At 72.8% G+C, this 12,884-nt stretch carries 9 protein-coding genes; 1 reads left to right on the forward strand and 8 read right to left on the reverse strand.

Annotation, left to right across the window (positions count from 1 at the left end; all coding sequences use genetic code 11):
• Positions 1–16: 16 nt before the first annotated feature.
• Positions 17–2,008: a TIGR03960 family B12-binding radical SAM protein gene (locus BIV28_RS14950; RefSeq protein WP_076263141.1), complete on the reverse strand. Its 1,992-nt coding sequence runs from the start codon at positions 2,006–2,008 to the stop codon at positions 17–19.
• Positions 2,009–2,118: 110 nt separating this feature from the next.
• On the opposite strand from BIV28_RS14950, the gene BIV28_RS14955 reads away from it, so the two are divergent.
• Complete coding sequence (locus tag BIV28_RS14955) at positions 2,119–3,255, forward strand: MBL fold metallo-hydrolase (protein WP_076263143.1); 1,137 nt, start codon at positions 2,119–2,121, stop codon at positions 3,253–3,255.
• A 150-nt stretch (positions 3,256–3,405) separates the two neighbouring features.
• Here BIV28_RS14955 and BIV28_RS14960 read toward each other — a convergent pair whose 3' ends face one another.
• The 7 genes from BIV28_RS14960 to BIV28_RS14990 form a co-directional block, all read right to left on the reverse strand.
• Positions 3,406–5,265, reverse strand: coding sequence for an AMP-dependent synthetase/ligase (locus BIV28_RS14960; protein WP_076263145.1), 1,860 nt, complete (start codon positions 5,263–5,265; stop codon positions 3,406–3,408).
• A 179-nt stretch (positions 5,266–5,444) separates the two neighbouring features.
• Positions 5,445–6,692 carry a rod shape-determining protein RodA gene (gene rodA / locus BIV28_RS14965; protein WP_423221543.1) on the reverse strand — a complete coding sequence of 416 codons (1,248 nt, stop codon included), beginning with the start codon at positions 6,690–6,692 and terminating at the stop codon, positions 5,445–5,447.
• Entirely contained in the window at positions 6,596–7,660 is a 1,065-nt protein-coding gene (locus BIV28_RS14970) for a bifunctional riboflavin kinase/FAD synthetase (protein ID WP_076263210.1), read from the reverse strand. Before BIV28_RS14970 ends, rodA begins: the two co-directional genes overlap by 97 nt.
• Positions 7,661–7,717: 57 nt before the next feature.
• Positions 7,718–8,731 (reverse strand): tRNA pseudouridine(55) synthase TruB, encoded by a 1,014-nt coding sequence (gene truB, locus BIV28_RS14975; protein WP_083707378.1) that lies wholly within the window; start codon positions 8,729–8,731, stop codon positions 7,718–7,720.
• Positions 8,728–9,216: a 30S ribosome-binding factor RbfA gene (gene rbfA, locus BIV28_RS14980; protein WP_076263212.1), complete on the reverse strand. Its 489-nt coding sequence runs from the start codon at positions 9,214–9,216 to the stop codon at positions 8,728–8,730. Before rbfA ends, truB begins: the two co-directional genes overlap by 4 nt.
• Before the next feature lie 257 nt (positions 9,217–9,473).
• Entirely contained in the window at positions 9,474–12,365 is a 2,892-nt protein-coding gene (gene infB, locus BIV28_RS14985) for a translation initiation factor IF-2 (RefSeq protein ID WP_076263146.1), read from the reverse strand.
• 172 nt (positions 12,366–12,537) lie between these two features.
• Positions 12,538–12,843, reverse strand: coding sequence for a DUF448 domain-containing protein (locus BIV28_RS14990; RefSeq protein ID WP_076263148.1), 306 nt, complete (start codon positions 12,841–12,843; stop codon positions 12,538–12,540).
• Positions 12,844–12,884: the final 41 nt, after the last annotated feature.

Here is a 12,884-nt window from a genome sequence, read left to right on the forward strand (position 1 = left end):
GGCCGGGTCCACGCCGTCAGTGCTGGTGCTCGAGCAGCTCGTCGCGCTTGCTGCCGAGGACGGTGAGCGGCAGGAGGGTCTTGCCCGTCGGGCCGATCTCGATCTCGGTGCCCATCTGGGGACACACGCCGCAGTCGAAGCACGGGGTCCAGCGGCAGTCGTCGACCTCGGTCTCGTCGAGCGCGTCCTGCCAGTCCTCCCAGAGCCAGTCCTTGTCGAGGCCGGAGTCGAGGTGGTCCCACGGGAGCACCTCGGACTCGCCGCGCTCGCGCGTGGTGTACCAGGCGACGTCGACGGGCTCGTGGGCGAGCGCGGCCGCGGCGGCGGCCATCCAGCGCTCGTAGGAGAAGTGCTCGCTCCAGCCGTCGAAGCGCCCACCGTCGCGCCACACCTGCTCGATGACCCGGCCGACGCGGCGGTCACCGCGCGAGAGCAGTCCCTCGACGATGCCGGGCTGGCCGTCGTGGTAGCGGAACCCGATCGAGGAGCCGTAACGGCGGTCGGCGCGGATCGCCTCGCGCAGCTTCTGCAGCCGCGCGTCGGTGTCCTCGGCGCCGAGCTGGGCGGCCCACTGGAACGGCGTGTGCGGCTTGGGCACGAACCCGCCGATGGACACGGTGCAGCGGATGTCGCGGCGGCCGGACACCTGACGGCCCGTCTCGATGACCTTCTTGGCCAGCTCGGCGATCTGGAGCACGTCGTCGTCGGTCTCGGTGGGTAGTCCGCACATGAAGTACAGCTTGACCTGCCGCCAGCCGGCGCCGTACGCGGCGGCGACCGTTTTGATGAGGTCCTCCTCGGACACCATCTTGTTGATGACCTTGCGGATGCGCTCCGAGCCGCCCTCGGGGGCGAAGGTGAGCCCCGAGCGACGGCCGTTGCGCGTCAGCTCGTTGGCGAGGTCGATGTTGAAGGCGTCGACGCGGGTCGAGGGCAGCGACAGGCCGGTCTGCGTGCCCTCGTAGCGGTCGGCGAGGCCCTTGGTCATCTCGGCGATCTCGGTGTGGTCCGCCGAGCTGAGCGAGAGCAGGCCGACCTCCTCGAATCCCGTTGCGGCCAGGCCGCGCTCGACCATCTCGCCGACGCCGGTGATGGACCGCTCGCGCACCGGACGGGTGATCATGCCCGCCTGGCAGAAGCGGCAGCCGCGCGTGCAGCCGCGGAAGATCTCGACCGACATGCGCTCGTGGACCGACTCGGCGAGCGGCACGAGCGGCTGCTTCGGGTACGGCCACGCGTCGAGGTCCATGACGGTGTGCTTGGAGACGCGCCACGGCACGCCGGGCGCGTCGGGCGAGGGCGCGACGCGCTGGATGCGCCCGTCGGGCAGGTAGGAGACGTCGTAGAAGGCGGGCACGTAGACGCCGCCGGTGCGGGCCAGGCGCAGCAGCACCTCGCGGCGGCCGCCGGGGCGGCCCTGGGCCTTCCACTGCCCGACGATGTCGGTGACGGTGAGCACCGCCTCCTCGCCGTCACCGATGACCGCGGCGTCGACGAAGGACGCGATGGGCTCGGGGTTGAACGCGGCGTGGCCGCCGGCGACGACGATCGGGTCGTCGTCACCGCGGTCGGCGGCGTGCAGCGGGATGCCGGCGAGGTCGAGAGCCGTCAGCATGTTCGTGTAGCCGAGCTCGGTGGAGAAGCTGAGCCCGAAGAGGTCGAAGTCGCGCACCGAACGGTGACCGTCGACGGTGAACTGCGGCAGGCCCGCCTCGCGCAGCTGCGCCTCCATATCGGGCCACACGGCGTACGTGCGCTCGGCGAGGGCGTCGGGGCGCTCGTTGAGGACCTCGTAGAGGATCATGACGCCCTGGTTGGGCACGCCGACCTCGTAGGCGTCGGGGTACATGAGCGCCCACCGCGTCGTCAGCTCCTCGCCGGACGGGCCGTGGCCGCCGACGTTCCAGTCCTTGACCGTGGAGTTGAGCTCGCCACCGACGTACTGGATGGGCTTGTTGACCCGCTCCAGCAGGGGCTCGAGGGCGTTGAACAGTGACTCACCGGGCATTGGGACATGGTACGTGCGGCGCGGCACCCCCCTCAAAATCGAGAACGGTCCACCCACGCCCGAGCGCCCGCCCTAGTCTGGGTGGGGCGAGGGGGGAAAGGGCGGCGACCGTGTCGACGGCGATCCACGTGGAGGTGCTGCCCGCACGGCTCGGCGACTGCCTGCTCGTCGAGTGCCCGCGGGCTGGGGGCCCGACGTGGCGGATGCTCGTCGACGGCGGCCCTCCGGACACCTGGCCGCTGCTCGAGGCGCGGCTGCGCCGGTTGGACCCTGCCGACGACCGCATCGACGTCGCCGTCATCACCCACGTCGACAACGACCACATCGGCGGCATGCTGCCGTTCCTCGGCAGCGACCTCGCCACGCGCGTCGGGGACGTCTGGTTCAACGGGCGCACCCACCTGCCCGCGCCGAAGGGGAGCTCCCGGAGCATCGACCAGGGTGAGGACGCCGTCGCCGCACTGCTCGGCCTGACGCCTGCGACTCCCGGCACGGAGGTCGACGGTGACGCGGCCAAGCAGGCCCACGACGGCGCGCGGCCGTGGAACGAGGCCTTCGGGCGTGGGTCCGTCGACGCAGGCGCGGCGGGTGGTCACGTCGTGGTGACCGTCCCGGACGGGCCCACGATCACCGTGCTGTCCCCGACGACCGAGCGCCTGGCGCGCCTGGCCGACACGTGGGCGGCTGCCGTCCGGGATGCACTGCACGGCGCCGAGCGGGAGATCGAGCTCGACACGCTTCCCCCGCTCGACGACCTGGAGCACCTCGCGGACCGGCGCACGGTCCGCGACGCGTCGGTGCCGAACGGCAGCAGCATCGCCCTGCTCGTCGAGCACCGCGGTGCCAGCGTCCTGCTCGGGGCGGACGCGTACGGCGCCGTCCTCGCGTCCGCCCTCCACGGGCTGGCCCGCGCCCGCGGCACCGAGGCACTCGTCGTCGACGCGCTCAAGCTGCCCCACCACGGCAGCCAGGCCAACGTCATCGCCGCCCTGCTCGCGGCCGCTCCGGCCAGGCACTACCTCGTCTCGACGAACGGCGACGTGTTCCACCACCCCGACGACGCCGCGATGGCCCGCGTCGTGCTCGACGCGCCGTCCGGGTCGACCCTGTGGTTCAACTACCGGACGCCGCGCACGGAGCGCTGGGCCGACCCGCGACTCCTCGAGCAGCACGGGTACCGCGTCGTCTTCCCCGACCCGGCACGCCCGGACGCCGGCACCGTCATCGACCTCCCGACCCGTCCCTGAGAAGTGAGGTTCGGCGGGCCGTCACGCCTGGACTGACGAGCGAAACGAGCGAAGCGAGTGAGCCGAGGAGGGAAGGCGTGACGTCAAGGCCCGCGAACACGGGCGAGCGGAGCGAGCCCAGAGAACGCGGAGCGAGCCAAATGGCTCGGCTCAGTCCTCATACATCGCATCGAGCTCGGTCTGGTGCTTCTCAGTGACGATCTTGCGCCGCAGCTTCATGCTCGGGGTGAGGTCGCCCTCCTCGACCGTGAGGTCGTGGTCGAGGATCGTGAACTTCTTGATCGTCTCCCAGCGGTTGAGGCCGGCGTTGAGGCGGTCGACGTAGCCCTGCACGAGCGCCCGGGCCTCGTCGGACCCCGCGATCTCGGCGTAGGAGCGCCCGGCGAGGCCGTTCGTGGCGGCCCAGGCCGTGATGGCGTCGGGGTCGAGGGTCACGAGGGCGGTCGCGTAGTTGTGGCCGGCGCCGTGCACGAGGAACTGGCTGACGAACGGGCACTCGCCCTTGAACTTCGCCTCGATCTCGGCCGGGGCGATGTACTTGCCACCGGAGGTCTTGAAGACGTCCTTCTTGCGGTCGGTGACGTAGACGAACCCGCGCTCGTCGATGCGACCGATGTCGCCGGTGCGGAACCAGCCGTCCTCGCTCAGCACCTCGGCCGTGGCCTCGGGGTTGTTGTGGTACCCGCGCATGACGCCGGGACCCTTGACGAGGATCTCGCCGTCCTCCTCGGCGATCCGCACCTCGGTGCCCGGCAGCGGCCAGCCCACGGAGCCGTAGCGGTACTGGCCCGGGTCGGGCGGGTTGACCGCGGTGCCCGACGAGGTCTCGGTCAGGCCGTAGCCCTCCCCCACGAGCAGGCCGACGGCGCCGAACCAGCGCGCGACGTCCGGGTCGAGGGGCGCGGAGCCGCTGATCATGAACCGCACCCGGCCGCCGAAGCGCTCCTGCACCTTGGACAGCACGAGCTTCGTGGCGACCTTGTGCTGTGCCGCGACGACAGCCGAGGGCTGCTCGCCCTGCTCGTGCAGGTCGCGCACCTTCGCGCCGACGCCGAGGGCCCAGTCGACGAGCGCCTTCTTGATGCCGGTCTCCTGCCCGAGCATGAGCATGACGCGGCCGCGGGCCTTCTCGAAGATGCGGGGCGGCCCGGCCATGAACGTCGGCCGGATGATCGCCATGTGGTCGACGATCTTGTCGACGCGCCCGTCGACGGCGGTCGGGAAGCCGATCTGCAGCCCGGTGGCCACGAGCATCTTGCCGAAGACGTGCGACAGCGGCAGCCAGAGGAACTGGAGGTCCTCCTTGGTCAGGGTGCCGATGGCGTCGATGACGGCGCCCTCGTAGACGACGCTGTCCTGCACGAGCCGCACGCCCTTGGGGCGGCCGGTGGTGCCGGAGGTGTAGATGACGACGGCGAGACTGTCCGGGCCGAGCTGGTCGATGCGCGAGTCGACGAGGTCGGGCGTGGCCTCGAGCCACTTGGCGCCGCGCTCGGCGAGCTCGTCGGTCGTGATGACCCAGCCGTCGTCGCTGCCGGGGCCGGTCAGGGCGATGACCTGGCGCACGCCGGGGATCTCGCTGCGCACCTGCTGCAGCTTGGCGACCTGCGCCTCGTCCTCGGCGAAGACGATCTCGCTGCCGGAGTCGGACAGGATGTAGGCGACGTCCTCGGCGATCGTCGTGGGGTACACGGTGGTCGTCGCGCCGCCGGCGCAGATGACCGCGAGGTCGGCCAGCACCCACTCGACCCGGGTCGTCGACGCGATCGCGACCCGGTCCTCGAGCTGCACGCCGAGGCTGATGAGCCCGGCGGCCCAGCGGCGCACGACCTCGTCGGTCTCGCGCCACGTGAGCGTGGCCAGCGTGCTGCTGCCCTCGGGGAAGTAGAGGTAGGCGGGCGCGTCCGGGGAGTCGGCGACCCGGCGGCGGAAGAGCTCGCCGACGCTCGCGGCCCGCCCGTCGAGCACCTCCTGGCGCACGGGCTGGTCGGCACGGGACATGAGCGGCATGTGGACTCCTTCGTCGCCACGGCGGCCCGTCATCGGCGTCAGCGGGCCGCCGTCCTTGCCCGGATGATGTCAACAAACCGTGGCGCAGTCACGCATCGCCGATCGAACGACATCGCACCGTGACCCGTGGGTAACCGGGGCCGGGCGCGCCGGGCCGCCGGGGTTGGGGGCACGACGCGTCAGCGGCGCGCGCTGGCCGAGGCGACGTTGCCGACGATGCCGACCGCGACCCAGCCGGCGATCATCGAGGAGCCGCCGTAGGACACGAACGGCAGCGGCAGGCCGGTGACCGGCGTCAGGCCGAGGTTCATCCCGATGTTCTCGAAGGCCTGCACCCCGAACCACACGGCGATGCCGAGCACGACGAGGCGTCCGAACGTGTCGGCCCGGCGGGCCACGAGGCAGCACCGGACGACGATGAAGCCGATGAGCAGCACGAGCCCGACCGCGCCGAGGAAGCCGAGCTCCTCCCCCGCCACCGAGAAGACGAAGTCGGTCTCCTGGAAGGGCACGAACCCGCCCTGGGTCTGCCGGCCCTCGAAGAGCCCCTGCCCGGTCAGGCCGCCCGAGCCGATGGCGATGCGCACCTGACGCGTCTGGTAGCCGATGCCCTGCGGGTCGAGCGAGGGGTCGAGGAAGGCGGCGAGGCGGTTGCGCTGGTATCCGCTGAGCACCGGCGTCGTGAACGCGGCGACGACGGCGGCCGTGCCCGCCAGCACGACGCCGGTCGTCCAGACGCGGGGCGCCCCGGCGGCGGCGATGACGACGACGGCCATGGCCACGAGCACGAGCGCGGACCCGAGGTCGGGCTGGGCCAGGACGAGGCCGACCGACACGCCGGCCACGACCCAGGCGAGCGCGACGTCGCGGTGCCGCTGGCGCAGCCCTCGGTCGGCCCGGTCGGCCAGCAGCATCGCCAGGGCGACGGCGAGGGCCACCTTGGCCAGCTCGGAGGGCTGCAGCGTGAAGCCGCCGGGCAGCCGGATCCACGAGCGCGACCCGTTGACCGTCGACCCGAGCGGCGACAGGACCGCGGCGAGGCCGAGCACCCCGGCGGCGTAGACGAGCGGAGCGAGCGCGCGCAGCACCCGGACGTCGAGGCGCGTCACGCCCACGGCGGCCGCCGCCCCGACGAGCACGGCCACGAGCTGCTTGAGCGCGAGGGCGGAGCCGTGGTCGGCCCGGGTGGCCGACCACACGAGGACGACGCCGACGAGCGAGAGCCCGGCGGCGCCGATGAACAGCCCGAGGTCGACCCGGAGCCAGCCCGCCCGGCCCCGGCCGCCGGACCGTGGCGGACCGGCGGTGGCGGGGAGGCGGACCGGGGAGGTCAGGCGCGTCCCTGGCTCGTCTGCTGCGGGGACTGCTGCTGGGACTGCAGCTGGGACGGCTGCGGCGGCACGATGGCCGACAGGATGGTGCGGCACCGCTGCACGTCGTCGCTCATCTGCTCGACGAGCGCGTCGATGGAGTCGAACTTCAGGGTGGGTCGCAGGTGCGACACGAGCTCGACGGCCACGCGCTCACCGTAGAGGTCGAGGTCGGTGCGGTCGAGGACGTAGGCCTCGACGCGGCGCTGGTGACCGTCGAAGGTCGGGTTGGTGCCGATCGACACCGCCGCCGGCAGGGTCCGGTCGGGGTCGCCCGGATCGAGGTCGAGGCGCAGCAGCCAGCCGGCGTAGACGCCGTCGGCCGGCACGAGGCCCTCGTGGTCCTGGGACAGGTTCGCGGTCGGGTAGCCGAGCTCGCGGCCCCGGTGGTCGCCGTGGACGACCGAGCCGGTGACCCGGTGCGGCCGGCCGAGGATCTGGGCGGCGTGCTCGACGTTGCCGGCGAGCAGCTCGGCACGCAGCTGGGTGGAGCTCCAGCGGGCGCCCGGGGACGACGCGTCGTCCGGGCCCGTCTGGTGCGCGGCGGCGGTGTCGCCGATGTCCTCGAGGGCGATGACCTCGAAGCCGTGCTCGGCCCCGAGCGTGCGCAGCGTGTCGACGTCGCCGGAGTTGCGCACCCCGAAGCGGGTGTCCTTGCCGACAACGACCGCGACGGCGCCGAGGGCGTCGACGAACGTGCCGCGGACGAACTCCTCGGGTGTCTGCTGGGCGAACTCGGCCGTGAACTCGAGCACGAGGGTGGCGCCGACGCCGACGGACTCGAGCGCGTCGAGGCGCTGTCCGAGCGACATGACGGCGGCCGGCGCCCGGTCCGGGTAGAGCACGGCGACCGGGTGCGGGTCGAACGTCACGGCCACGGGCGTGGCGCCGCGGTCGGCCGCCTCGCGCACGACACGCGTCAGCACCTCGCGGTGCCCGCGGTGCACCCCGTCGAAGTTGCCGAGCGTGACGACCGTGGGCCCGAGGTCGGCCGGGATGTCGTCGAGTCCGAACCAGCGATGCACGGCGACCACTGTAGTGGCCGGGTTCGGCGGCGCTGCGTCGTGGTCGGGCACGCCGGCTCAGGCCCCGGCGTGCGCCGAGCCGGCGGCGGCTGCCGCAGCACGGTCCGGGCGGCCCGTGGCCGGCTGCCGGTCGGCCGCCGTGACGAAGACCACGCGCGAGCGGGCCGTGGCGCGGCTCTCGTCGAGGACCGCCACGAGGGTGCCGTCGGGGTCGATGGCGGCGACGGCCTCGGCCCGTCCGGCGCCGCTGGGGATGCGCTGGCCGTAGCCGATGCTCGTGGCCTCGCGCTCGCTGATCTCGTGCACCGGCAGGGCCGCCCGGGCCGCGTCGGCCACGGGCAGCAGCGGCAGCGCGTCGCGGCCGCCGGCCTCGGCGAGCGCGGTGAGCTCCACGAGCGTGTGGGCCTCGTCGAGGTCGAAACCACCGACGCGGGTGCGGCGCAGCGCCGTCAGGTGCCCGCCGACGCCGAGGGCCGCGCCGAGGTCGCGCGCCAGGGCGCGCACGTAGGTGCCCGAGGACACGTCGACCTCGACCTCGACGTCGACGACGTCGATGGCCGGGCCGACCTCGAGGGCCGCCTGGCGCGGGCGCACCGAGTCGACGTTGAACCGGCTCACGGTGACGGGGCGCGCGGGCAGCTCGACGGCGTCGCCCTGGCGCACCCGGGCGTAGCTGCGGACGCCGTCGACCTTGATCGCGCTGACGGCGCTCGGCACCTGCTCGATGTCGCCGGTCAGGGCCGCCACGGCGTCGGGCAGGGCATGCTCGAGGGCGGCGACGTCGTCGACGCCGAACGCTGCCGTGGTCTCGCCCTCGGCGTCGTCGGTCAGCGTCGCGAGGCCGAGGCGGATGGTCGCCGTGTACGTCTTGTCGCAGCCGACGAGGAAGGTCAGCAGCTTCGTGCCGCGGTCGATGCCGAGCACGAGGACGCCGGTGGCCATCGGGTCGAGGGTGCCGGCGTGCCCGACGCGTCGGGTGCCCGCGAGGCGGCGCACCCGCGCGACGACGTCATGGCTCGTCCAGCCGGCCGGCTTGTCGACGACGAGCAGGCCGCCGGGACGCTCGCTCATCGCGCGTCGACGTCCGCGTCCGCCCCGGCGTCGAGGTCGTCCTCGAACGCGTCCTCGGCGTCGCGGTCGACCGGCTTGCGGTACGGGTCGGCCTCGCCGGCGTACGTGGCACCGGCCGCGGCGCGCGCCAGCTCGGCGTCGCGGGCGCGGGTCTGGGCCAGGACGTCCTCGAGGTGGGCGGCACCCTCGGGGATGGCGTCGGCGATGAACTCGAGCGAGGGCGTCAGGCGGATGCCGATGCCCTTGCCGACGGCCGAGCGGATGCGTCCGGTGTTGGCGGCGAGGACGTCGGCGGTGGCCTGGCGCTCCTCGTCGGAGCCGAAGACCGTGTAGAAGACGCTGGCGTGCTGCAGGTCGCCGGTGACGCGGCAGTCGGTGATCGTCACGAACCCGAGCCGCTCGTCCTTGAGCCGGAACTCGAGGTACTCCGCGACGATGACCTTGATCCGGTCGGCGATCTTCCGAGCGCGTGCGGGGTCGGCCATGGTGGACTCCTTCTCCTCGAGGTGGTGCTCAGGTGCTGCTGTGGTGCTGCTCTGGTGCTGCTGGTGGTGCTGGTTGGTGCTGGTGCTCGCGGTGGTGCCGTACCCGCTGGGGGTGGCGCCGCTGACGACGACGATCCACCCTAACGGGCCGGCGCCGACGCGCCGCGACCGGCGGACGCGCCCCACGCGCCGACGCCGGCCCCCGTGGAGGGAGCCGGCGCCGGCTGCGTGGGCCGACGGCCGACGCGGTGGGACGCTCAGACGCGCGGCTTCTCGCGCATCTCGTACGTCGCGATGAGGTCACCGATCTGCAGGTCGTTGAACGACCCGAGGTTGATGCCGCACTCGTACCCGTCGCGGACCTCGGTGACGTCGTCCTTGAAGCGCCGCAGACCGGAGATCTCGACGTTCTCGGAGATGACGACACCGTCGCGGGTGATGCGCGACTTGGAGCCACGCTTGATCTCGCCGCTGCGCACGATCGAGCCGGCGATGTTGCCGAACTTGCTCGAACGGAAGATCTCGCGGATCTCCGCCGTGCCGAGCTCGACCTCCTCGTACTCCGGCTTGAGCATGCCCTTGAGCGCCGCCTCGACCTCTTCGATGGCCTGGTAGATCACCGAGTAGTAGCGGATCTCGACGCCCTCGCGCTCGGCGTAGTCGGCGTTCTGGCCCTCGGCCCGGACGTTGTAGCCGATGATGATCGCGTTCGAGGCCATCGCGAGGTTGATGTTGTTCATCGTGATGGCACCGACGCCGCGGTCGATGATGCGCAGGTCGACCTCGTCGCCGACGTCGATCTTGAGCAGCGCGTCCTCGAGCGCCTCGACCGAGCCCGACACGTCACCCTTGAGGATGAGGTTGAGGGTCTCGACCTTGCCCGCCGCGAGGGCCTCGTTGAGGTCCTCGAGCGAGATGCGCTTGCGGGCCTTGGCGAGCACGGCCTGGCGGTCGGCCGCCTCACGCCGCTCGGCGATCTGGCGTGCCGTGCGGTCGTCCGGCGCCACGACGAACGTGTCGCCGGCGCGCGGCACCGAGCTGAGACCGAGCACCTGGACCGGACGGGACGGGCCGGCCTCGTCGACGTTGTTGCCGTGCTCGTCGAGCATGGCGCGGACGCGGCCGTACGCCGAGCCGGTGACGATGGAGTCACCGACGTGCAGCGTGCCGGTCTGCACGAGGACGGTCGCCGTGGCACCACGACCACGGTCGAGGTTGGCCTCGATCGCGACGCCGCGGGCCTCCTTCTCCGGGTTGGCCCGGAGGTCGAGGGCCGCGTCCGCCGTGAGGAGGACCGCCTCGAGGAGACCGTCGATGTTCTGACCCTGGCGAGCCGAGACGTCGACGAACATCGTGTCGCCGCCGTACTCCTCGGCGATGAGGTTGTACTCGGTCAGCTGCTGGCGCACCTTGGCCGGGTTGGCACCCTCGACGTCGATCTTGTTGACCGCCACGACGATCGGCACGTCGGCCGCCTGCATGTGGTTGAGCGCCTCGATGGTCTGCGGCATGACGCCGTCGTCCGCGGCCACGACGAGGATGGCGATGTCGGTCACCTTCGCACCACGGGCACGCATGGCCGTGAAGGCCTCGTGACCCGGGGTGTCGATGAAGGTGATCGCGCGCTCGACGCCCTCGTGCTCACGGTGCACCTGGTAGGCACCGATGTGCTGGGTGATGCCACCGGCCTCGCCGGCGACGACGTCCTCGTTGCGGATGGCGTCGAGGAGGCGGGTCTTGCCGTGGTCGACGTGGCCGACGACGGTGACGACCGGCGGACGGGCCTCGAGGTCCTCGTCGTCCTCACCCTCGATACCGGTCTCGAGGTCGATGTTGAAGGAGTCGAAGAGCTCCTTCTCCTCCTCCTCCGGCGAGACGACCTGGATGTCGTAGCCGAGCTCGGCACCGAGCACCTTGAAGGTGTCCTCGTCGAGCGACTGCGTCGCCGTGGCCATCTCACCGAGGTGGAACAGCACGGTGACGAGCGATGCCGGGTTGGCGTTGATCTTGTCGGCGAAGTCGGTCAGCGACGAGCCACGACGCACCCGCACGACGGTCGAGCCGTCGCCACGGGGAACGGTGACGCCACCGATCGAGGGCGCCTGCATCTGCTCGAACTCCTGGCGCTTGGCGCGCTTGGACTTGCGGCCACGGACCGGACGACCGCCACCGCGGCCGAAGGCACCGGCCGTCGAGCCGCGGCCACCGCCGCCGCCACGCGGGCCGCCGCCGAAGCCGCCACGACCGCCGCCACCGGGGCCGCCGCCGAAGCCGCCACGACCGCCGCCGGCGCCACCGGGGCCACCGCGGCCGGGGCCACCGGCCGGGCGCTGGCCGGGACGGCCGACGGTGCTGCGCTCGGGCATCATGCCCGGCGTCGGGCGGGCGCCACCGGGACGCGGGGCGCCGCCGGGACCACCCGGGCCGCCGGGGCGCGGGGCACCGGGACGCGGGGCGCCACCGGGACCACCGGCACCGCCCGGACGCGGACCGCCGGGACGCTGCTGGGGCCGGGGCATGCCCTGGCTCGAGCTGAACGGGTTGTTGCCCGGACGCGGACCGCCCTCACCCGGGCGCGGGGCGCGGGTCTGGCCCATGCCCTGGCTCGGTGCGAACGGGTTGTTGCCCGGACGCGGCTGGCCCGGACGCGGTGCGGGGCGCGGCGACGCGGGGACACCGCTGGTCTGCTTGCCGCCGTCGCGCGAGGACTGCACGGGCGCCGGGGCCTTGGCGGCGGGAGCCGCCGGGGCCGCGGGAGCCGGAGCCTTGGGCGTCGGGGCAGCCGGAGCCGCCGCGGCCGGACGGGCGGGGGCAGCGGGAGCCGACTCGCGCGCGGCCGGGGCGGCCGGAGCGGGAGCGGCAGGAGCCGGAGCGGCCGGCGTCGGGGACGACGGCATCGCGGCAGGCTTCTGGGACGGCGCGGGCGCCGCCTGCTTGGCGGCGGGCTTGGCCGCCGGCTTGGTGTCGCCCTTGGTGCTGTCACCGGCACCTTCCCGCGGGAAGGTGTCCTTGATCTTGCGGACGACGGGGGGCTCGATGGTCGACGACGCCGACCGGACGAACTCTCCCTGGCTCTTCAAGTGTGCGAGCAGGGTCTTGCTCTCGACTCCGAGCTCCTTCGCGAGCTCGTAGACCCGGACCTTAGCCACATCTCTCCTGTCTCGGTCCGGCCTGAACAGGAAGTGGCCGAACCGTGGTTATTGCTGGGGCTTGCTCATCGCTGAGTACTCATCGGGTGCTCATAGCGTTTTCAACCCGCCTTGGTTCGTTTCTGGTGGTTCTGACGCGCGGGCGGCGGGAGCCGCCTGCGCCTGGTCGCTGCTACGCGTGCGGGACACCGAGGTGCCGCGCGACCGCGCTGACGTCGACCGGGGCCTGCAGTCGCAGGGCCCGTCCGAACGCCTTGCGGCGCACTGCCGTCCCGAAGCACTCGGGCGTCGGGTGCAGCCACGCACCGCGACCCGGCATCCGATGACGCGGGTCGGGGCGCAGGACGACCCGGGCGTACGCCCCGGCTTCTGCATCCGTCACCGCGACCACTCGCAGCAGGGCCGACCAGCTATCCGTTCCTCGACATCCCACACAGGTGCGGGACGGCTCGGCACGGAGTCCAGTCCGGTCGGCCACACGCCAGTCTACCGCGTCGCGCGCCCGGCTCGCTCGACGGG

The sequence above is a fragment of the Intrasporangium flavum genome, from assembly GCF_001956915.1.
In the GTDB taxonomy this organism is placed as follows: domain Bacteria; phylum Actinomycetota; class Actinomycetes; order Actinomycetales; family Dermatophilaceae; genus Monashia; species Monashia flava.

Bases quoted from the DNA above. Each gene is read 5' to 3' on its own strand.
- rbfA (WP_076263212.1), bottom strand. From the start codon at position 9,216: ATGGCCGACCCCGCACGCGCTCGGAAGATCGCCGACCGGATCAAGGTC.
- truB (WP_083707378.1), bottom strand. From the start codon at position 8,731: ATGAGCGAGCGTCCCGGCGGCCTGCTCGTCGTCGACAAGCCGGCCGGC.
- BIV28_RS14960 (WP_076263145.1), bottom strand. From the start codon at position 5,265: ATGCCGCTCATGTCCCGTGCCGACCAGCCCGTGCGCCAGGAGGTGCTC.
- BIV28_RS14950 (WP_076263141.1), bottom strand. From the start codon at position 2,008: ATGCCCGGTGAGTCACTGTTCAACGCCCTCGAGCCCCTGCTGGAGCGG.